The organism is Bradyrhizobium sp. IC3123 (genome assembly GCF_020193625.1).
GTDB lineage: Bacteria > Pseudomonadota > Alphaproteobacteria > Rhizobiales > Xanthobacteraceae > Bradyrhizobium > Bradyrhizobium yuanmingense.
This window is the reverse complement of the sequence record NZ_JADYVF010000002.1, coordinates 196,823-216,647: the sequence shown is the minus strand read 5'-3', so window position 1 is coordinate 216,647 and position 19,825 is coordinate 196,823. Positions and strand designations below refer to the sequence as shown.

General features: G+C 64.8%; 21 protein-coding genes, 1 tRNA gene and 1 pseudogene. 11 read left to right on the top strand and 12 right to left on the bottom strand.

Translation table 11 applies throughout. The features are described 5' to 3' along the window. Positions 1–37 precede the first annotated feature (37 nt). Genes I6F20_RS06355 through I6F20_RS06340 form a run of 4 tightly spaced genes read left to right on the top strand, consistent with a single transcriptional unit; the run spans position 38 to position 5,760 of the window. Entirely contained in the window at positions 38–1,210 is a 1,173-nt protein-coding gene (locus I6F20_RS06355) for an isovaleryl-CoA dehydrogenase (RefSeq protein WP_225125477.1), read from the top strand. A 24-nt stretch (positions 1,211–1,234) separates the two neighbouring features. Further along, positions 1,235–2,839 carry a carboxyl transferase domain-containing protein gene (locus I6F20_RS06350; protein WP_036027958.1) on the top strand — a complete coding sequence of 535 codons (1,605 nt, stop codon included), beginning with the start codon at positions 1,235–1,237 and terminating at the stop codon, positions 2,837–2,839. 4 nt (positions 2,840–2,843) lie between these two features. Continuing rightward, a complete protein-coding gene (locus tag I6F20_RS06345; protein WP_225125476.1) occupies positions 2,844–4,847 on the top strand; it encodes an acetyl/propionyl/methylcrotonyl-CoA carboxylase subunit alpha in 2,004 nt (667 codons plus the stop codon). A 1-nt stretch (position 4,848) separates the two neighbouring features. Continuing rightward, the gene (locus tag I6F20_RS06340) at positions 4,849–5,760 is read left to right on the top strand and encodes a hydroxymethylglutaryl-CoA lyase (RefSeq protein WP_225125475.1); all 912 of its coding nucleotides are present in this window, start codon (positions 4,849–4,851) and stop codon (positions 5,758–5,760) included. 105 nt (positions 5,761–5,865) lie between these two features. On the opposite strand, the gene I6F20_RS06335 is transcribed toward I6F20_RS06340, so the two are convergent. From I6F20_RS06335 to I6F20_RS06320, 4 genes and pseudogenes are all read right to left on the bottom strand, one after another. Then, positions 5,866–6,792 carry a dihydrodipicolinate synthase family protein gene (locus tag I6F20_RS06335; protein WP_225125474.1) on the bottom strand — a complete coding sequence of 309 codons (927 nt, stop codon included), beginning with the start codon at positions 6,790–6,792 and terminating at the stop codon, positions 5,866–5,868. 73 nt (positions 6,793–6,865) lie between these two features. Further along, positions 6,866–7,849 (bottom strand): TRAP transporter substrate-binding protein, encoded by a 984-nt coding sequence (locus tag I6F20_RS06330; protein ID WP_225125473.1) that lies wholly within the window; start codon positions 7,847–7,849, stop codon positions 6,866–6,868. A 23-nt stretch (positions 7,850–7,872) separates the two neighbouring features. Beyond that, positions 7,873–9,106: pseudogene (locus tag I6F20_RS06325) on the bottom strand (TRAP transporter large permease). A gap of 29 nt (positions 9,107–9,135) precedes the next feature. After that, positions 9,136–9,744 carry a TRAP transporter small permease gene (locus I6F20_RS06320; protein WP_035999731.1) on the bottom strand — a complete coding sequence of 203 codons (609 nt, stop codon included), beginning with the start codon at positions 9,742–9,744 and terminating at the stop codon, positions 9,136–9,138. A gap of 227 nt (positions 9,745–9,971) precedes the next feature. Here I6F20_RS06320 and I6F20_RS06315 point away from each other — a divergent pair, with 227 nt between their 5' ends. Further along, positions 9,972–10,655 carry a GntR family transcriptional regulator gene (locus I6F20_RS06315; RefSeq protein ID WP_035999625.1) on the top strand — a complete coding sequence of 228 codons (684 nt, stop codon included), beginning with the start codon at positions 9,972–9,974 and terminating at the stop codon, positions 10,653–10,655. Between the two features lie 103 nt (positions 10,656–10,758). Here the strand turns inward: I6F20_RS06315 and I6F20_RS06310 are convergent, their stop codons facing one another. The 3 genes from I6F20_RS06310 to I6F20_RS06300 are packed head-to-tail and all read right to left on the bottom strand — an operon-like array spanning position 10,759 to position 13,687. Next, positions 10,759–12,117: a TRAP transporter large permease gene (locus tag I6F20_RS06310; RefSeq protein ID WP_225125471.1), complete on the bottom strand. Its 1,359-nt coding sequence runs from the start codon at positions 12,115–12,117 to the stop codon at positions 10,759–10,761. Beyond that, on the bottom strand, positions 12,114–12,668 hold the full coding sequence (locus I6F20_RS06305; protein ID WP_057029145.1) for a TRAP transporter small permease: 555 nt from the start codon (positions 12,666–12,668) through the stop codon (positions 12,114–12,116). Before I6F20_RS06305 ends, I6F20_RS06310 begins: the two co-directional genes overlap by 4 nt. Continuing rightward, a complete protein-coding gene (locus I6F20_RS06300) occupies positions 12,665–13,687 on the bottom strand; it encodes a TRAP transporter substrate-binding protein (protein WP_225125469.1) in 1,023 nt (340 codons plus the stop codon). The genes I6F20_RS06305 and I6F20_RS06300 overlap by 4 nt, the downstream gene beginning before the upstream one ends. A gap of 327 nt (positions 13,688–14,014) precedes the next feature. On the opposite strand from I6F20_RS06300, the gene I6F20_RS06295 reads away from it, so the two are divergent. Continuing rightward, positions 14,015–14,260 carry a pentapeptide MXKDX repeat protein gene (locus I6F20_RS06295; RefSeq protein ID WP_035999609.1) on the top strand — a complete coding sequence of 82 codons (246 nt, stop codon included), beginning with the start codon at positions 14,015–14,017 and terminating at the stop codon, positions 14,258–14,260. A gap of 120 nt (positions 14,261–14,380) precedes the next feature. Here the strand turns inward: I6F20_RS06295 and I6F20_RS06290 are convergent, their stop codons facing one another. Next, positions 14,381–14,728 carry a DUF6481 family protein gene (locus I6F20_RS06290; protein ID WP_036027966.1) on the bottom strand — a complete coding sequence of 116 codons (348 nt, stop codon included), beginning with the start codon at positions 14,726–14,728 and terminating at the stop codon, positions 14,381–14,383. 264 nt (positions 14,729–14,992) lie between these two features. On the opposite strand from I6F20_RS06290, the gene I6F20_RS06285 reads away from it, so the two are divergent. From I6F20_RS06285 to I6F20_RS06275, 3 genes are all read left to right on the top strand, one after another. Then, a complete protein-coding gene (locus tag I6F20_RS06285) occupies positions 14,993–15,229 on the top strand; it encodes a hypothetical protein (protein ID WP_035999592.1) in 237 nt (78 codons plus the stop codon). A 76-nt stretch (positions 15,230–15,305) separates the two neighbouring features. Beyond that, a complete protein-coding gene (locus I6F20_RS06280) occupies positions 15,306–15,542 on the top strand; it encodes a hypothetical protein (protein ID WP_057029336.1) in 237 nt (78 codons plus the stop codon). A 171-nt stretch (positions 15,543–15,713) separates the two neighbouring features. Further along, a complete protein-coding gene (locus I6F20_RS06275; RefSeq protein ID WP_036028017.1) occupies positions 15,714–16,475 on the top strand; it encodes a hypothetical protein in 762 nt (253 codons plus the stop codon). A 283-nt stretch (positions 16,476–16,758) separates the two neighbouring features. On the opposite strand, the gene I6F20_RS06270 is transcribed toward I6F20_RS06275, so the two are convergent. Beyond that, complete coding sequence (locus tag I6F20_RS06270; RefSeq protein WP_035999590.1) at positions 16,759–16,920, bottom strand: hypothetical protein; 162 nt, start codon at positions 16,918–16,920, stop codon at positions 16,759–16,761. A 163-nt stretch (positions 16,921–17,083) separates the two neighbouring features. Here I6F20_RS06270 and I6F20_RS06265 point away from each other — a divergent pair, with 163 nt between their 5' ends. Beyond that, positions 17,084–17,275 (top strand): hypothetical protein, encoded by a 192-nt coding sequence (locus tag I6F20_RS06265; RefSeq protein ID WP_225125468.1) that lies wholly within the window; start codon positions 17,084–17,086, stop codon positions 17,273–17,275. 282 nt (positions 17,276–17,557) lie between these two features. Here the strand turns inward: I6F20_RS06265 and I6F20_RS06260 are convergent, their stop codons facing one another. After that, a complete protein-coding gene (locus I6F20_RS06260) occupies positions 17,558–17,785 on the bottom strand; it encodes a DUF2171 domain-containing protein (protein WP_025036201.1) in 228 nt (75 codons plus the stop codon). A gap of 114 nt (positions 17,786–17,899) precedes the next feature. Between I6F20_RS06260 and I6F20_RS06255 the strand changes: the two genes are divergently transcribed. Further along, complete coding sequence (locus I6F20_RS06255) at positions 17,900–19,183, top strand: PLP-dependent aminotransferase family protein (protein ID WP_109143820.1); 1,284 nt, start codon at positions 17,900–17,902, stop codon at positions 19,181–19,183. A gap of 21 nt (positions 19,184–19,204) precedes the next feature. Here I6F20_RS06255 and I6F20_RS06250 read toward each other — a convergent pair whose 3' ends face one another. Together I6F20_RS06250 and I6F20_RS06245 are read right to left on the bottom strand one after the other, a co-directional pair. Further along, positions 19,205–19,423, bottom strand: a complete 219-nt coding sequence (locus I6F20_RS06250; protein WP_225125466.1) for a hypothetical protein — start codon at positions 19,421–19,423, stop codon at positions 19,205–19,207. Positions 19,424–19,563: 140 nt separating this feature from the next. Continuing rightward, positions 19,564–19,640, bottom strand: a tRNA-Arg gene (locus tag I6F20_RS06245). Positions 19,641–19,825 lie beyond the last annotated feature (185 nt).

The window sequence follows — 19,825 nt, the reverse complement described above, 5'->3', positions numbered from 1 at the left end:
GGGCTAGTTTCGGAGCCCAAAATACGGAGGACTCGCCTTGAACATCCCGAGCATCGATTTCGATCTGGGCGAAGACATCAGCCTGCTGCGCGACACCGTTCGTTCGTTCGTGGAGGCGGAGATCACCCCGCGTGCCGCCGAGATCGAAAAGGCTAATCTTTTCCCCGCAGATCTCTGGAAGCGCTTCGGCGACCTCGGCCTGCTCGGCATGACCGCGCCGGAGCAATATGGGGGCTCCAATATGGGCTATCTCGCCCATATCGTCGCCATGGAGGAAATCTCGCGCGGTTCGGCGGCCGTGGCCCTGTCCTACGGCGCCCATTCCAATCTTTGCGTCAACCAGATCCGCCGCAACGGCAATGACGCGCAGCGGCAGCGTTATCTGCCGAAGCTGATCTCAGGCGAATATGTCGGTGCGCTCGCGATGTCCGAGCCGGGCGCCGGCTCCGACGTGGTCTCGATGAAGCTGCGCGCCGACAAGCGCGGCGACCGCTACGTGCTCAACGGCTCCAAGATGTGGATCACAAACGGCGGCGATGCCGACGTGCTGGTGGTCTATGCCAAGACCGATCCGGAGGCCGGGCCGCGCGGCATGACCGCGTTCCTGGTCGAGAAGGGTTTTAAGGGCTTCACACACGGCCAGCATCTGGACAAGCTCGGCATGCGCGGGTCCAACACCTATCCGCTGTTCTTCGACGATTGTGAGGTGCCGGAGAAGAATGTGATGGGCAAGGTGGGCGAGGGCGTCAAGGTGCTGATGTCCGGCCTCGATTATGAGCGCGCGGTGCTCTCGGGTGGCCCGCTCGGCATCATGGCGGCCTGCATGGATGCGGTGGTGCCCTACATGCATGAACGCAAGCAGTTCGGCCAGCCGATCGGCGACTTCCAACTGATGCAGGGCAAGCTCGCCGACATGTATGCGACCTGGCAGGCCACGCGCGCCTATGTCTATGCGGTGGGCCGCGCCTGCGACCGCGCCGACCACGCGCGCACCCTGCGCAAGGACGCGGCTGCTGCGATCCTCTATTCCGCGGAGAAGGCAACGTGGATGGCGGGCGAAGCAATCCAGGCGCTGGGCGGGGTCGGCTATACCTCCGAATTCCCGGTCGGGCGCCTGTGGCGCGATGCAAAGCTCTACGAGATCGGCGCGGGCACCTCGGAGGTGCGCCGCATGCTGATCGGCCGCGAGCTGATGGCCGAGACGGCTTAAGTCCTTCACCCCATTGGAAACACCATGCCGCTTCATTCCAGCATCGATCCGTCGTCATCAGATTTTGCACGCAATTCCGAGGCCATGCGCGGTCTCGTCGCGGACTTGCGTGAGAAACTCAGCGAGGTCGCCGGCGGCGGCGGCGAGGCTTCGCGCAAGCGCCACACCGCGCGCGGCAAGATGCTGGCACGCGAGCGCGTCGACCTCCTGGTCGATCCCGGGACCTCGTTCCTGGAGCTGTCGCCGCTCGCGGCCTATGGCCTCTATGGCGGCGATGTGCATTCGGCGAGCGTCGTCACGGGGGTGGGGCGCATTTCGGGCCGCGAATGCGTGATCGTCGCCAATGACGCCACCATCAAGGGCGGCACCTACTACCCGATGACGGTGAAGAAGCATCTGCGTGCGCAGGACATTGCGCGGCAGAACAATCTGCCTTGCGTCTACATGGTGGATTCCGGCGGCGCCTTCCTGCCGCTGCAGGACGAGATCTTTCCGGACGAGCGGCACTTCGGCCGCATCTTCTACAATCAGGCGCAGATGTCGTCGCAGGGCATTCCGCAGATCGCGATCGTGATGGGCTCCTGCACCGCCGGCGGTGCCTATGTGCCGGCGATGTCGGACGAGAGCATCATCGTGCGCAACCAGGGCACCATCTTCCTCGGCGGCCCGCCACTGGTGAAGGCCGCGACCGGCGAGGTCGTCAGTGCGGAGGAGCTCGGCGGCGCCGACGTGCATTCGCGGCAGTCCGGCGTGACCGATCACTACGCCCAGAACGATGCGCATGCGATCGGCATCGCCCGGCGTATCGTCGGCACGCTCAAGCCTTCCGTGCGGCCGAACCTGAACATGCATAAGCCGCGCGATCCGCTGTTCGCGGCGGAGGAAATCTACGGCGTGGTGCCGGTCGACGGCCGCAAGCCGTTCGACGTGCGCGATATCATCGCGCGCATCGTCGACGGCTCGGAGTTCGACGAGTTCAAGAAACTCTATGGCACGACGCTGGTGTGCGGATTCGCCCATATCTGGGGCTATCCGGTCGGCATCATCGCCAACAACGGCATTCTCTTCAGCGAGAGTTCGCTGAAGGGTGCGCATTTCATCGAGCTGTGCTGTCAGCGCGGCATTCCCCTGGTATTCCTGCAGAACATCACCGGCTTCATGGTCGGCAAGAAGTACGAGGCGGGCGGCATCGCGCGCGACGGCGCCAAGCTCGTCACGGCGGTTGCGACGGCGTCGGTGCCGAAATTCACCGTCGTGATCGGCGGCTCCTACGGCGCCGGCAATTATGGCATGTGCGGCCGTGCCTACGCGCCGCGCTTCCTCTGGATGTGGCCGAACGCGCGCATCTCGGTGATGGGCGGCGAGCAGGCCTCGATGGTGCTGAGCCAGGTCCGACGCGATAATATCGAGGCCAAGGGCGACAGCTGGTCCAGGGAAGAGGAAGACAAGTTCCGCGAGCCCATTCGCGCGCAATATGAGAGCCAGGGCCACCCGTACTACGCGACCGCGCGGCTGTGGGACGACGGCGTGATCGATCCGGCCGACACGCGTCTCGTGCTCGGCCTTGGCCTCTCGGCGGCATCGAATGCGCCGCTCGAGCCGACGAAATTCGGCCTGTTCAGGATGTGATGTGATGGACCGCTCAAAACTCTACCGGCGTTTCCGCACGCTCCTGGTCGCCAACCGCGGCGAGATCGCCTGCCGCGTTATCCGCACCGCCCGTGCGATGGGCCTGCGCACGGTCGCGATCTATTCCGAGGCCGATCGCGAGGCGATGCATGTCGCGCTCGCCGATGAGGCCGTATTGCTCGGGCCCGCCCGCGCCCGCGACAGCTATCTCAATATCGAGCGCTTGATCGAGGCCGCGCGCAAGACCGGAGCGGAGGCCGTGCATCCCGGCTACGGCTTCCTCTCCGAGAATGCCGAGTTCGCGCAGGCTTGTTATGACGCCGGCCTCGTCTTCGTCGGGCCGACCGCCGGGATGATGACGGCAATGGGCTCGAAATCCGGCTCGAAAGAGCTGATGGAGAAGGCCGGCGTGCCGCTGGTATCAGGCTATCACGGCGAGGCCCAGGACGAGGCGACGCTCGCCAAGGCGGCGGACAAGATCGGCTTTCCCGTGCTGGTGAAGGCCTCCGCCGGTGGCGGCGGGCGCGGCATGCGCATCGTGCGGTCCGCCGATGAGTTGGCGCCGGCGATCGTCAGCGCCAAGCGCGAGGCCAAGGCCGCCTTCGGCGACGACCGCATGCTGATTGAAAAATATGTCGATAATCCCCGGCATATCGAGGTGCAGATCATCGGCGACAGCCATGGCAATCTGCTCTCGCTGTTCGAGCGCGAATGCACGCTCCAGCGCCGGCATCAGAAGGTGATCGAGGAGGCGCCATCACCGACGCTCAATGCTGCGCAGCGCGAAACCGTCTGCGCCGCCGCGCGAAAAGCGGCGGGCGCGGTGAACTATGTCGGTGCCGGCACCATCGAGTTCGTCTCCGACGGCAAGGACGTGTTCTTCATCGAGATGAATACGCGCCTGCAGGTCGAGCATCCCGTCACCGAGCTGATCACCGGCATCGACCTGGTCGAGTGGCAGCTGCGCGTTGCCTTCGGCGAGGCGCTGCCGCTCAAGCAGGATGAGATCAGGCTCAACGGCCATGCCGTCGAGGCGCGCGTCTACGCCGAGAACCCGACCAAGAATTTCATGCCGTCGGTCGGCAGGATCTCGACCTGGCGGTTGCCGGCGGAGACCGGGGGCTTGCGCATCGACGCCGGCTATCGCGAGGGCGATACGGTCTCGCCGTATTATGACGCCATGCTCGCCAAGGTGATCGCGTGGGCGCCGACGCGGGACGTCGCGATCGAGCGGCTGAACCGCGGGCTGGAGGAGTCCGACGTCCGCGGCATCGTCACCAACATCCCGTTCCTGTCGGCGCTGATGACGCATCCGAAGGTGCGGGCGAATGCGATCGACACCGGCTTCATCGAGCGCGAGCTGGCGGTGCTGACCGCCGCGGCGCCGGCGCCCGGAGAGCTCGAGCTCTGCGCCGCAGTTGCCGCCATCGTCAACGAGGAGCGGCAGACCGCGCATGCGGAGGCGAGTTCGCCCTGGCAGACCTTCGGCTGGCAGCCGGTCGGTCGCCGCCAGCGCAGCTTTGCCTTCCGTGTCGGCCATGGTCCGGAGCAGAAGATCACGCTGAACTACGGCAGCGGACCGTCGACGCTGGTGATCGGCGACCGCGAGCTGGCGTTCACGATCGCTGCGAAGGATGGCGGCTTCGACCTGACGCTCGACGGCGTCAAATCGTCAGTGGCAGCGGTCATCGATGGCCATGAGCTGTACCTGCGCACGCGCAACGGCCGCTTCGACCTGCATTGGGTCGATCCGTTCGGCGGCGAGAGCGAGGAGCATGTCGGCGAGGACAAGATCGCAGCACCCTTGCCGGGCACGGTGGTTGCCGTGCTGGCCGAGGAGGGGGCCGAGCTGGAGAAGGGCGCGCCGATCCTCACGCTGGAAGTGATGAAGATGGAGCAGACGCTGCGCGCGCCCTATGCCGGCGTGCTGAAATCTATCAAGTGCAAGGTCGGCGACATCGTGCAGGAGGGCGTCGAGCTCGCTCTGGTCGAACCTGCAGGGGAATGAGATGAGCGATCCGGTCCGCATCATCGAAATGGGGCCGCGCGACGGCCTTCAGAACGAGAAGACGTCCGTCAGCGTCGAGGCGCGCATCGCCTTCATCGAGGCGCTCGTGGCGGCCGGGCTGGATACCGTGGAGGTCGGCGCCTTCGTCTCGCCCAAGGCTATCCCGCAGATGGCAAGCTCGGATGCCGTGCTGCGCGGCGTCGCGCATGTGAAGGGCGCCGAATTCCACGTGCTGGTGCCGAACGACAAAGGCTATGACGCCGCGCGTGCCGCGGGCGCGAAAGTGGTCTCCGTGTTCGCGGCGGCCTCCGAGGGGTTTTCCCGGGCGAACATCAACTGCACGATTGCGGAGTCCATCGAGCGCTTCAAGCCGGTGTTGGCGCGCGCCAGGGAGGATGGCGTCAAGGTGCGCGGCTATATCTCTTGCGTGCTGGGCTGTCCGTTCGATGGCGAGATCAAGCCGAAGGCGGTGGCGGATCTTGCGAGCACGCTGTTCGATCTTGGCTGCTATGAGATCTCGCTCGGCGACACCATCGGTGTCGGCACGCCAGCCAGGGCCAAGGAGATGCTGCGCGCGGTTGCCGCCAACATTCCCGCAGCCAGGCTCGCGATGCATTTCCACGACACTTACGGCCAGGCGCTCGCCAACCTCTATGCAGGGCTGGAGGAGGGCGTCCGCGTCATCGACGCCGCTGCCGGCGGGCTCGGCGGCTGTCCCTATGCGCCGGGCGCGACGGGGAACGTCGCGACCGAGGACGTCGTCTACATGCTGGAGGGTATGGGCGTCAGGACGGGTGTCGATATGGAGAAGCTGCTGGCGGCGACGAACGCGATGAGCGGCGTGCTCGGCAAGCCGCCCGTGAGCCGCGTGGCCTCCGCGCTGAACGCGAAGAAGAAGCGGGCTGTCTCCTAGTTCTCCGTCATTGCGAGCGAAGCGAAGCAATCCAGAGTCTTTCCGCTGAGGCGGTCTGGATTGCTTCGTCGCAAGGGCTCCTCGCAATGACGACCGAGAGAGTTTTCAAGCCGCCTTCAGCCCGACATCCGGCAGGCGCGGGCGGTTCTTCAGCGCCTTGGCCATCAGGGCCTCGACCTCGGCCTTTTCCTGCGGCAGCAGTGCCAGGCGGGGCGGGCGGGTCAGGGCGGTGCCGCGGCCCATGATGTGCTCGCACAGCTTGATGCACTGGACGAGGTCCGGGCGGGCATCGAGATGCAGGAGCGGCATGAACCATTCGTAGAGCGGCATCGCCTCGGCGAAGCGCCCTGCCTTGGCGAGGCGGAACAGCGTCTCGCCCTCGCGCGGGAAGGCGTTGGACATGCCGGAGACCCAGCCGACGGCGCCCATCGCGACGCTCTCGACGATGACGTCGTCGAGACCTGCGAACAGCACGAAGCGGTTGCCGACCATGTTGCGGGTGTCGATGAATCGCCGCGTATCGCCGGAGGAATCCTTGAAGCAGACCACGGTCTCGACGTCGGCGAGCGAGGCCAGGATATCGGGCGTAACGTCGTTCTTGTAGATCGGCGGGTTGTTGTAGAGCATCACGGGAAGGTCAGTCGCGGAGGCAACGGCGCGGAAATGCGCGGCGGTCTCGTGCGGCTTGGAGGAATAGACCAGCGCCGGCATCACCATGACGCCGTCGATGCCGACGCGTGCGGCTTCCTTAGCGGTCTCCACCGCAAACGCCGTGGTGAATTCGGCGATGCCGCACAGCACGGGCACGCGGCCCTTCGCGACCGACTTCGCCGCTTCCATGATCGCGACCTTCTCCTTGCGCTCGAGCGAGGTGTTCTCGCCGACCGAGCCGCAGACGATCAGGCCGGAGACGCCGTCGCGGATCAATCCGTCCATCACCTTGGCGGTTGCGTCGATGTCGAGCGAGAGATCGTCGTGGAATTGGGTGGTGACGGCCGGGAAGACGCCTTCCCAGGCAACGCGGCGGCTCATGGTTTGACTCCAGGGGTATGTGCCGGCGGGGGGCTGGAGCCGCCGGCTCTTGTGAAAGGGATGGGGAACGGGATCAGAGCGTTGCGCCGACTTTGCGCAGCTCGGCGAGGACGGGGGCCTTGGGCAGCCAGATCTTGTCGAACTCGGCGATGACGGCCTCGGTGTCCTTGGCGTCGACCTGGCGGATCGGGATCGGTGCTTTCTTGAAATTCTCGATCAGCGTGGGCTCGTTGCCGGCGAGCTCGTCGATCTGCGCGTCCAGCGTCGCCTTGATCGTTTTCGTGATCAGCTCGCGGTCGGCGGCGGGCAGCGATTGCCAGACGCGGCCGGAGACGACCGCGGCCATCGGCATGAAGACGGCGTTCATCTGCAGGATCACCTTCGACACCTTGTCGAAACGCTGGTTCCAGGAGAATTCGAGATCGGCCTCGAGACCATCGACCTGGCCGTTGGCCATGGCGTCGAACACTTGCGGCGTCGGGATCGGCGTCGGCGCCGCGCCGAGCGAGGAATAGAAGTCGCGATAGACCGGCGTCGGGTTGATGCGCAGCTTCATGCCCTTGATGTCGGCCAGCGAATTCAGGTCCTTGGAGGAGAACACCGCGCGCATGCCGGTGATGCCCCAGCCGAGCCCGATCGTGCCGGTCTCCTGCGGCAGCACCTCGAACAACTTCACCGCCGCCGGATGCCGCACGAACTTTGCCACCGCCGGCGTCGAGCGCACGATGTAGGGCGCGTTGATCGCGGCGATGTGCGGCACGCGCGAGCCGAGCTCGGCGGCCTGGATGAAGCCCATGTCGAGCGCGCCGGACTGCAATTGCTGCATCATCGCGGTCTCGTTGCCGAGCTGGCCGGCGTGGAAGACGGTCAAGGTCAGGCGGCCGTTGGTGGCGGCCTTGAGCTCGTCACCGAATTTGAGCGCGGCCTTGTTCCAGGAATGGCCGTTCGGCGTGATCAGGCCGAGACGGAATTCCTTGGCCTGGGCGAGCGCCAGCGACGGGGCGAACACCGAGGCGGCGGCACTGGCGGCGAGAAAGTGGCGGCGTGAAAGCGGCATGGTCGGGCTCCTTTCGGATGGGTCTATTTGACGAGGATCAGCGAGAGCGAGGGATAGAGCGAGAGCAGCACCAGGAGGATGCAGGCGATGACGAAGAAGGGCAGCGTCACCATGAACATCCTGCCGGGCTTGGCGCCGGTGACGGCGGCCGCGACGAAGAAGCAAAGCCCGACCGGCGGCGACAAAAGGCCGAGCACGAGGTTGATCACCACGACGACGCCGAATTGCCGGGGGTCGATGTGATAGATCTCGGTTGCGACCGGCAGCAGGATCGGCACCGTCATGATCAAGCCGGGAATGCCGTCGATGACAGTGCCGATCAGCAGCAGGATGACGTTGCAGATCAGCATGAAGCTGACCGGATCCTTGGCGACGGTCTGGATCCAGGCGGCGGTCTCCTGCGGCACCTTGCCGAAGATCAGCACCCAGGAGAACACCGCGGCGGCTGCGACCAGAAACAGCACGATCGCCGAATAGATCGCGCTGCGCAGCATCATCTGCGGCAGCTGCGAGAACTTGAATTCCTTGGTCCAGAACTTTCCGACCACGGCCGCAGCCACCGCGCCGACGGCCGCGGATTCCGTCGCATTGGCGAGGCCGCCGAGGATGGTGCCGACGATGACGATCGGGATCAGCAGCGTCGGCGAGGTCCGCAGGATGGTCATGACGCGCTGGCGCGGCGTCTGGTAGTCCGCGCGCGGATAGTTGTAGATGTAGCCCATCAGCGCGATGACGAGGCAGAACATCACGGTGAGGATGACGCCCGGGACGATGCCGGCGATCAGCATGTCGCTGACCGAGACCTGCGCCAGCACGCTGTAGACCACGAACATCACCGAGGGTGGGATGATCGGGCCGAGCATGCCGCCATAGGCCGTCAGGCCGGCCGCGAAGGTCTTGTCGTAGCCCTTCTTCTCCATCTCGGGGACCATGATCTGCGCCATGATCGCGACCTGCGCGGTCGCCGATCCCAGGATGGACGAGATGAACATTGGCGAGGATGTTGACGTAGGCGAGACCACCCTTGAGTGAGCCGACGAAGGCCATCGCCATGTCGACGATGCGCCGCGTGATGCCGCCGCCATTCATGATCTCGCCGATCAGGATGAAGAGCGGGATCGCGATCAGGCCGTAGCTGTCGACGCCGCCGAACAGCTGCAGCGGATAGGATTGGAACAGCACCGGGTTGCCCGAGGCGGCGATGTAGACGAGGCCGGCGAGGCAGAGACAGAGGCCAATCGGTACGCCGACCAGCATGAAGGCCATGAAGGCTGCTGACGTGATCATCAATTGACCCCGTCGAGCTCGGAGAGCTGGAAGCCCTTCGGCGGCGTGCGCGGGACCAGCTCGAGATCTTCCAGCAGGTTGGCGAGACCATGTACGGTCATCGACACCGCGAAGATCGGCAGCGTCAGATAGAGCACCCAGGTCGGCCAGTTCAGCGTCTGCGTGCGCTCGGTGTAGAGGAAGTTGAAGGTCTCGGCGGCGAGCTTACGCCCGTCGAAGCCGGCGCGGGCGAGGCCCACCGGGTCCATCCAGAGCACGCAGGTGACGATCAGGGCGACGCCGAACACCACGACGAGGCCGGTCGAGATCACTTTTGCAAATTTCTGGTGCTGACCGGAAAGTCGCTCCGTCAGCATGGTCACGGCGAAATCGAGCCTCAGCCGCGTCATCGCGGATGCCCCGATGAAGGTCAGCCAGACCACGCAATAGACGGCGGATTCATCGATCCAGTAGATCGGGAAATGCGAGTAGCGGGTGACGACGTTCACCAGGATCAGACCGGTGAGCAGGTACATCAGGCCCATCAGCGCGAGCCGCTCGCAGGCCAGCAGGGCACTCGACATCCGGACGATCATGCGTCGGAGGCTGAGTGCGCGCGTGGCCGGCATGGTCTGCTCGATCATGAAAGAGGCCCCAACCCCCTGAAGATTTGTCGTGCGATTGCCAAATGTATAATTTATACATTTTGAGAGTCAAACGGAGTTTGCGGTCATTTCGGCGGCAGGGCGCGCGTTTGCTGGGCACTATGCGGCGCCCCGGCTTTTGCCGGGCAGCTCGACATGCAAGACAGGGACCGCGTCGGCCGCGCGAGTCGGGAAGGACATCGGACGATCAGATGAAACAGCCTCTGAAGCATCGCACCCTGTCGGCCGCGATCGTCGACCAGCTCCGCCAGGCAATTCTCGACGGCACTTATCCGGCCGGATCGCAGCTGCGCCAGGACGCGCTGGGCGAAGCCTATGGCGTCAGCCGCATCCCGGTGCGCGAGGCGCTGTTCCAGCTCGAGGCGGAAGGCTTGGTGCGGATCGTGCCGCAGAAGGGCGCCATCGTCTCGGAGCTGTCGTTGGACGAGATCAACGACGTGTTCGACCTCCGTCGTATCCTGGAGCCGCGACTGCTGGCGCAGTCGGCGCCGCACTTCGCCACGCAGGATTTCGATGGGCTCGACGACATCCACCGGAGCTTCGAGAAGGCGATTAAGGCGCGCAACGTCAGTGAATGGGGCCAGCTCAATGCCGACTTCCACATGGCGCTCTACGTCCACGCCCCGCAGCCGCGCACGCGCGCGATCGTGCTGTCGCTGCTGCAGACCAGCGACCGCTACACGCGGCTACAACTCTCCAACACCAAGTCGATGGGCATTGCCGAGAAGGAGCACGCCCATCTGATCGCGCTCTGTCGTGCGCAGAAAGTAGAGGAGGCCTGCCGCTTCCTGGAGCGGCACATCGAGGCCGTGCGCAAAGACCTGCTGCAGGTGGTGGCGAACGCGCCGAAGTCGCGGCGGAAGGAGAAATCGTAGGGTGGGTTAGCCGAAGGCGTAACCCACCGCTGTTCGTCTCCGCTGCGACAGAAGACGTGGATTACGCCTTCGGCTAATCCACCCTACAGGCCGGCGATCGCTTCTACCTGCTTCCGTCCGGCCCCATCACGAGGTCCGGCAGCCAGGTCGAAATCCCCGGCACCAGGCACAGCAGCAGCACTGCAAGCATCATCAAGAGCACGAAGGGCAGCGTACCCCAGATCACCTCGCGCAGGGGAATATCGGGCGCGACGTTGCGGATGACGAAGATGTTGAGGCCGACCGGCGGATGAATCAGCCCCATCTCCATCACGATGGTCATGACGACGCCGAACCAGATGATGTCGAAATTGGCGGCGCGGAGCGGCGGCAGGATGATCGGTGCCGTCATCAGGATGATCGAGACCGGCGGCAGGAAGAAGCCGAGCACCACGACCATGACGAGGATCGCGAACAGCAGCTCCCAGCGCGGCAGGTGCATCGCAACGATGGATTCGGCGACCGATTGCGAGATGTGCAGATAGCTCATCACGTAGGAATAGAGCAGCGACATGCCGATGATCATCATCAGCATGGTCGATTCCCGGATCGTCGACTTCATGATCGGCGCGAGGTCGCTCGGCCGCCACACGCTGTAGATCGCAGCGATCAGCGCCAGCGCCAGGAGGCCGCCGAGGCCGGCGGTCTCCGACGGCGTGGCATAGCCGCCATAGAGCGCGACCATGACGCCGGTGAGCAGCAGCACGAAGGGGATCACGCGCGGCAGCACGCTGAAGCGTTCGGCGAGCGTGTACTCGTCACGATGCAAGATCGGAGCCTCCGGTTCGCCGTTCTTGTAAGCCACCTCGGCGGCGGCATATTCCTGGCGGAAGCGAACGACGGCATAGGCGCCGAATAGGAAGACCAACAGCAGGCCGGGACCGATGCCGGCGAGGAACAGGCGGCCGAGCGACTTCTCGGCGGCGACCGCGAACAGGATCATCGTGATCGAGGGCGGCAGCAGGATGCCGAGCGTGCCCCCCGCTGCGATGATGCCGGCGGCGAAGCCGCCGGAATAGCCGCGCTTGCGCATCTCGGGGATCCCGGCCGAGCCGATCGCCGAGCAAGTTGCCGGCGAAGACCCCGCCATCGCCGCGAACAGCGCGCAGGCGAACACGTTGGCAACGCCGAGGCCGCCGGGCACGCGGTGCAGCCAGGCATGCAGCGCCAGATAGAGATCCTGGCCGGCGCGGGACTTGCCGATCGCCGCGCCCTTCAGGATGAAGAGCGGGATCGACAACAGCGTGATCGAGGCCATCTCCTCGTAGACGTTCTGCGTCACCGTATCGAGCGAGGCCGAGGGCATGAAGATGGCCATGAACACCACCGCGACCGCGCCGAGCGCGAACGCAATGGGCATGCCCGAGAACATCACGAGCAGCGTCACGATGCCGTAGGCGAGGCCGATGCCGAAAACGCTCATGGCCGCTTGGCTCCGGCGAAAGGCAGCGCAAGCTGCACGAGGATCTGGATGCAGAGCAGGCTCATCCCCAGCGCCATCAGCGTGTAGGGAATGGCGAGCGGCGGCGACCACATCGAGTTGGAGACCTGGCCGTCGACATAGGCTTCGTGCGCCAGTGTCCACGACTTCCAGGTGAAGAAGGCGCAGAACAGGAACGTGGCGGCATCGACCAGCCAGAGCCGGACCCGGTTCGCGAATGGCGAGAGCAGGCCGACGAAGGCCTCGATGCCGATATGACCGCGGTTCTGCTGCACATAGGCCGCCGTCATGAAGGTCGCGCCGACCAGCAGGAACACGGCGGCTTCGTCCTGCCAATAGTTCGCGGCCTTGTACAGCGCGCGGCTGAGCACGCTGTAGCTCAGGATTGCACAGGCCGCGACAAGTGCGATCGCGGCGAACACGACGATGATGCTGTTGAGGACGGCGAGACCGCGATCGATCGCCGCCGCAGGGCCGGTCCCCGCGGCAACGCTCGTCCGGTCGTCACGATCCGGAAGCGGACCGTGGCTCATGCTGCGACGTCGATGGCGAGCTTGAGCAGGTTTGCGGCGGTCGCGGTCTTGGCGCTGTAGTCCTTCCACGCGGTGTCGCGGGCGATGTCGCGCCATTTTCCGACGGTGGCGGCGTCGAGCGCCGAGACCTTGGCCCCGGCCTTCTCATAGACCTTGGCGACCTCGACGTCGTCATCCTGCGCGCCCTTGCGGCCGAAGGCTTCGAGCTCGGTGCCGACCGCGAGCAGGATGTCCTGATGGTTCTTCGGCAGCTTGTCGAAGATCGCCTTCGACATCATCAGCGGCTCGAGCATGAACCAATAGGAGGCGCCCGCGCCCGAGGTCAGCGACTTCGCGACCTCTTCCAGGCGGAACGAGATCAGGCTCGTCGAGGAGGTGATGCCGGCATCGCAGGCGCCGGTCTGCATCGCCGCGTAGATCTCGTTCGACGGGACCGACAACACCGAGGCGCCGGCGGTCTGCAGCACCATGTCCATCTCGCGCGAGCCGCCGCGCACCTTGAGGCCCTTGGCGTCCTCCGGGGCGACGATCGGCTTGGAACGGCTAGCAACGCCGCCGGCCTGCCAGACCCAGGTGAGCAGGATGATGCCCTTGTCGGCCAGGAAGTCGGTCAGCGCCTTGCCGACGGGCTCCTTCTTCCAGCGCAGACCCTGGTCGTAGTTGGTCACGAGGCCCGGCATCAGGCCGATATTGGTCTCCGGCACTTCGCCGCCGGCATAGGGCATCGGATAGAGGCTGATATCGAGCGCGCCCTTGCGCATGGCGGAGAACTGCGCGTTGGTCTTGATCAGCGAGGAGTTCGGATAGATCTCGGCGGCAATGTCGCCATTGCTGCGCTTACTCACTTCGGCAGCGAACATGCGGCACAGCCGGTCGCGGAAATCGCCCTTGTCGATAGTGCCGCCTGGGAACTGATGCGAGATCTTCAGCGTGGTCGCGGCCTGCGCGGTGCCGGTGCCGAAGCGGAGAATGGCAGGTGCCGCGACGGCGGTCGCGAGCAGATGGCGGCGCGTGAACATGATGTAATCCCCTTGGGCGTTTCTTTGGGCGTTTCTCGGAGTGTTTTTGGCAGAGGTGATTTGAACTGGGTTCTTCGCGACCGCGGGGCCAATCCAAGCCGGTCTCCATCCGATGGTCTTTCATCTGATAGTTCGAGACAGAGTGCCGCGGCAAGTGCCGGTTGTGCTGCGCTGCAGCACATCCGATCCATGCGGGCTCGCCAATCAACGAGGGCGGCTGGCCGCAGAAATTTATCGATGGTCAGCGTAACAACGCCACACGGCTATCCGTCGAGACAGGATAGCGGCGTCCGTCGCTGACAAACAAATCACGAAGGAAGATGAACCATGACCATTCGCACCCGCATCGTGCTCGGCGTCTCGGCTGCCGCTCTCTCGCTAGGCCTCGCGTTTGCGCCGGCCGCCTTTGCTCAGGACAAGATGGGCAAGGATGATGGCATGATGAAAAAGGACACGATGTCCAAGGACGGCATGATGAAGAAGGACCACATGTCCAAGGACGACGGCATGAAGAAGGATCACATGTCGAAGGACGGCATGAAAAAGGACGACGGGATGATGAAGAAGAACTGATCCCGGGTCGTCATCGCGCAACGCCCCTTGGGCGGGCCGCGTCCTCTCGAATTCCGGCGGCATTTGAGGCCGCCGGAATGATGGCTCAGTTCAAGTTCAATTGAACGTGACCAGCGCGTTTTACTTGCGCTTAGCCTTGCGGGCGGCGTAGCGCGCATCGCGCTTGGCCTTCTGCTCGGCCTCGAGCGCAGCCTGTTTCTCGGCGGCTTCCTCGGCTTCCCGCGCGATCCGCGCAGCTTCGGCTGCCTTGGCCTCTTCCTCGAGGCGCTTCTGCTCAGCCTTTTCGGCCTCGCGCGCGGCCTTTGCCTCGGCGCGCTTGGCCGCGAGGGCCTCACGCTCGGCGCGCTTCGCCGCCACCGCGGGATCATCCGGCCCCGGCTGCGACTTGAACTTGTTCAAAAGATTTTTGCGGGCGTCCTGCGCCGCCTTTTGCCGGTCTGCAAAGCCGGGTTCCCTGAATCCACTCATCGACGAGCCTTGTCTTCCTCGCTTTCGATCCTACATCGGTGCCTGTTGGTAAGTCGGCTGGGCATAGCAGGCGCCACGCGACGCAGAAGCGTGTACATCGGCGCGCGTCGCGAAGCCACCCATAATCGCAGCCGATCAGGTCAACGAAAAATCGCCCCCCGACGATCTCTCGTAGCCCGAAAAAACTGCCGAATTGTGATGTCCCTCATAAGGGAGCACATGGGCGACGCCTAGCGTCCGCCCCGTACGAGACGGAGCACGGGCATGACAATCTCAAGACCAAGCCTGAAGGCGCTCGCGATTGCCGTCGCCCTGGCAGGCGTGGCCGGCGCCGCGCTGCTGCTGGCTCGTCCGCAGCCCATCGAAAGTGCCGTGCTGGGAGCGGATTGGGAATGCACCCAGACCGCATTCGTGCTCACGAGCTGCGCACCGCGCGTTCAGGAGGCAATTCCGGCGGTCGAAACCTTGCGCAAGGATGCAATCCAGCAGACCCGGGGCTGAATTGGGCCGGACGATCCGGATGTGACGCGACGCCGCAGAGGTGGTAAAGCCAGCGCGCCAGCGTGACCAGGCGGCCATGTCGAAGCCAGAGTCCAGATCCGAACCGGGCGAGGAGCCCCATCCTCGACCGAACCGTCAGCCCAAGCCTCCGTCCGGCGGCGACCGCCGCGGCGCGCTGGCAGGATTGATCATCGCGGTCGTGATCCTCGGCGTCGGCTGGTGGCTTGCCCGGGATCTGACGGCAGCCAGCAAGATGCAGGATTGTCTGATGTCCGGGCGAAGCAATTGCAATGTGATCGAGCCGGCTCGCTAGAGCGCTCTACAGCATGGCCATGGGGCCGAAAAAATGCCCTGATCTTAATCATTTGTAACGGGACTTAGCCGATCAAGCAGGGCAGTGATTTCGGCCGGCATCAGCCCGGCGCGCGGCGATTCGCCGATCGCGCCCGGGATTCACGGCCATGAGAGCAGGGGGCGAGCACGCATGAGTGCGTCCAAACATCTGAAGATCTTCATTCCCTTGGTTTCGGCCACGTCGCTGCTCGCGCTGTCGGCGCAGGCGCAAGAGGCCAGGTCCCGGCAAGAGGTCGTCCAACCGCCGGCCGGGCCGGCAGCAGGCGCGCCGCCACAGGCCAATCCGCCCATGCGCAAGGGCCCTCCGCCGCAGCAAGCGACCAGGCCTGCGCAGCCCGGCGGTCAGCCCCATGCGGGTCACAACGCCGGGGGCCCGCCGCCCGGACGTCACGTCGCGCGCGGTCCTGCTCCCACACGTGATTGGGGTGGGCACACCTATCGCGGCAACCTTGCCTGGGAGGGTGGACGCTGGCGCCACGACGTCCGCCATGGCCGATCCGGCTGGTGGTGGGACGTTGGCGGCGTCTGGTATTATTATCCGCAGCGTATGGCCGGCCCGCCCGCCTACATTTCAGAGGACTATATCGACGACGTGCCGGTGGTCTACGCCCGGCCTCCGGTGGCCTATGCGCCGCCACCTCCGCCGCCGCCACCGCCGGCCGATCCCGGCGCCAGCGCGCTCGGCGGCGCGCTCGTCGGCGGCCTGCTGGGCGGACTGATCTCGGGCAATGCAACCGGGGCCGCCGCAGGCGCGGTTCTTGGCGGCGCGACGGGCGCGATTGCTGGCGCGACCGCGGCGTCCCAGCCCGGCTATTACTGGGCGCAGGGCACCTGCTACTACCGCTATCCGAACGGCCAATATGTGCAGGCCGATCCCCGCGCCTGCTATTGAGTTTTGCAGGCAGGATCGGACCATTGGAGGCGGGCTTCGGCCCGCCTCATCCATTTGCACGCCGATGGTCGCTTTGAATTGGCTCTGGTGCTCGTCGCCCCCTCACGTCAATTTCAAAGAAAAATGACGGGATGATTCGCGGGGGATGTGGGACATGCTGGATGCCATCCAGATCAGCGTGGCGCTCTGGGCCATGATCGTTTGCGGCGGAATTAAACTCTCGCAGGCGTTGCCCTACCTGCTCTAAAACGGCGATCAGCTGGCAGGCCCATGCCTTGGGCGGTCAGGACACGAGCCAGTCGAAGAATGCGATCGAGGCCCAGACCAGGCCCGCGATCCAGGCCACCATGACGACGCCGATGGTGCCGAGATAGGCGATGCCGAGCAGGTCCGCGCGATGTCGCTGCCTCGGGACGATGACTTCGGTTGCTGCTTTGCGTGTCATGACCGGACATCACCCATGAAGCCTGGACACGTAGTTTAGCGGAGATGTCGCGGACAGGCTGTGACGTGGTTCACAGAGGGGTGCAGGAAGGCTGGTCGTTACCCCGCAATCATACGGACGAAATTGCCACGCACTCGTCCAGATGGCCGGCTAGAGTCTGCGCATGTACACCGAGTACGATCCGCAACATGAGGCCGAGGCCGCTATGAAGCGCGCCGCGGAGGCCGAGGGTGCCGACAGGCAACGGCTGATCCAGCTGGCCCTGGCATGGCACGAACTCGCCCGCGATCTGCACGATGAGCAAGGCGGCCCCTCGCATCCAGCCGGGCGCAGGCCTTTGGCCCGAGAGCGCTGAGATGAGAAAAACCCCGTGCTCGGGGGACAAGCACGGGGTCCTTCAAAGCCGACCGGGGCTGGCGGGTCGGCACCACTCAGTTCGGTCTTCCAACGCGCGGATCGCGCATTCGTTCCCGGTCAATCCGCAGCGCTGAAATCCGATCGCATTGCAGCGACCTTCCGCAGAAAGTCATCGTTAACGAATGCTCCGCGCAATCGAATTGCAGTCGCGATTCGTACTCGCGAACCAAGCGGAGTCGGACCGTGAACAAACAAAAAGCCCCCGCAGGGGCTCAGTGTTTTACGCAGCTTCGGTCTTCGGGACGGCGTCGGCATTCACCGACAGCTTGACCACGTCGCCTTCGACGGCGCCGACATATTTCGTGTCGATGTAGTGATGATGGTCCTTGTGACCTTCCGGGCTGTCCTTGCGCGTCAGCTTGATGCGGTTGCCCTCGAGACGATCGACGGTGCCGACATGTGCGCCGTCCTTGCCGATGATCTTCATGTGCTCTCTGATGTCAGCCATGCTGTCCTCCTTGCATGGCTTCAACTGCGAAGGCGCCGGTTCGTTGCAGCAGGCACGTTGGACCCGTTGGGATTTCCGGACGTTGACGCCTGATTGGATCTGTCAAGAAGCGCGATGGAGACCGTTCGGGCCTATCTGGAACGCAAGCACTGGGAACTCAGGCTGTTAAACGACGGCCTGAGAAACCCGCTCGATTTGGCGTCGCCGCGTTCCGTCGATGACGTCGTCAGGTCCAAATTCCAGATCACTGCCGCGCTCAGGGCGGAGCATGAATTACACGAGTGGAAGGCGACCGAGACCGCCTGGTCGCACACGGCCGATCCCGCCAGCGGGCCGTTCGAGTTCAGTTACGACTACCAGCGGGCCGATCTCACGGTACGCGGTCCGTCGTTCTACGAGCTCGACGGCGGCTGCACGAGCACGGCGATCTACACTGCCTCGGGGATGGCGGCGATCTCCGCGGTGCTGCTCGCCTCCGCGCGGATCGTCGCGAAGGCGGATATCCTGGTGCTGCCAGGCTGCTATGGCGAGACGCTGGAGCTGATCCGAAGCTTCATGCCGCATTTGCGGATCGAACCCTTGCCGCTGCCGCTCGGCGATGCGCTTGCACGGGTGAGCTCGCCGCGGATCCTGCTGCTGGATTCCTGCTCCGTCGCCGGCGCCATCGAGGCGGTGCTGCGCTGTGACGGCTCGGGCCTCGATCTCCTGATTTTCGATACGACGTGCTTCGCCGGCAGGTCGGGCCGCATCAGGCGCGTCGTGGGGTGGGCCAGGCGACACGGAATTGCGCTGGTGCTGGTGCGAAGCCACAACAAGCTCGATTCGCTCGGAGCGGAATATGGCCGCCTCGGCTCGGCCGTCTTCGTGCGCGGGCATGAGCGTCCACCGCGGGCAGGGGACGCTGAATGGTCACGCCTCGCGTTCGAAACGCGCAACGCAGTGCGGCTGCTCGGCGGCGCGGCATTGCCGGCCCACTTCCCGCCCTTCGCGGGCAGCGCGGCGTATTGGGCGCTGACGAAGCGGCGCGTGGCGGCGATCTTGCGCAACGGCCGCAGCTCGGCGCGATGCTTTGCCGCCGAGATCCCGGCGCTCTCGGCTCAGCTTCGCTTCGCTCACGGCCTCTACGTGACTCTTCGCGGAAGGCGCGCGCTCGACGAGGCGGCAGCACGGCAGGCTGCCGAGGACATGAGCTGCGAATTGCGCCGCGCGGGCTTTCCCATCCGCCACGCCGGCAGCTTCGGCTTCGATTTCGCCGCGACCGAGTGGTTTCACGACGCGACGACGGACCAGTACAGCGTCCGGGTGGCGGTGCCGGACCTGCCGACGGAGGTGTGGGACGATCTCACCGCGGCCATTGCGCGGTGGTGGCGGGGTCATCAGCGGGCAGGCTGTGGATAGACCGGAGGGCGGGCGCGTCGATCAGTCGACCGCCAGGCAATATTCGAGTCGCGGCTTGTCGTGACCGCGGCGCGCCCAGTCCTCAACTGCAAATGCAGGCTGACGTTGTCCCGTTGCGGCGCCAAGGATCGAGGCCTGGACCACCTTGATGGGCCTCGTGACCGCATTGGTGCTCACCAAGCCCGCGTCGACCGCCAAATACGAGATCGCAACGATCGCGACCGCAGATGCGATCGCCATTCTCGTCAATTCGGATTGCTGCATTCCCAAACCTATCGGGCGCGTCTCACCCGGCGCTTAGATAGGGCTGATCGGCGCCGTTCAAAGGCCGGCATATGGTTACCCACGCGTTCGTGAAGAGCGGCGGCAAGGCAACGAGCTGGCGATCCCGGCAGGACTCGAACCTGCAACCCGCGGAGTAGAAATCCGCTACTCTATCCAGTTGAGCTACGGGACCGTCTTGAGCCGGCCGTCTTGAGCCGCCCGGATTGGGCGGCTGGCCGTTCATGTAGCATGCCAATATGAAAAAACTGGTGTTTCGCCAAGTCTGAACCGAACCGTTTTCCTCAGTGCGGCGACAAAGCGGAACGGTGGGGTGTCGGGTGCCGGGTTGAGCGGCAGCGGACTGGACGATGGATCACA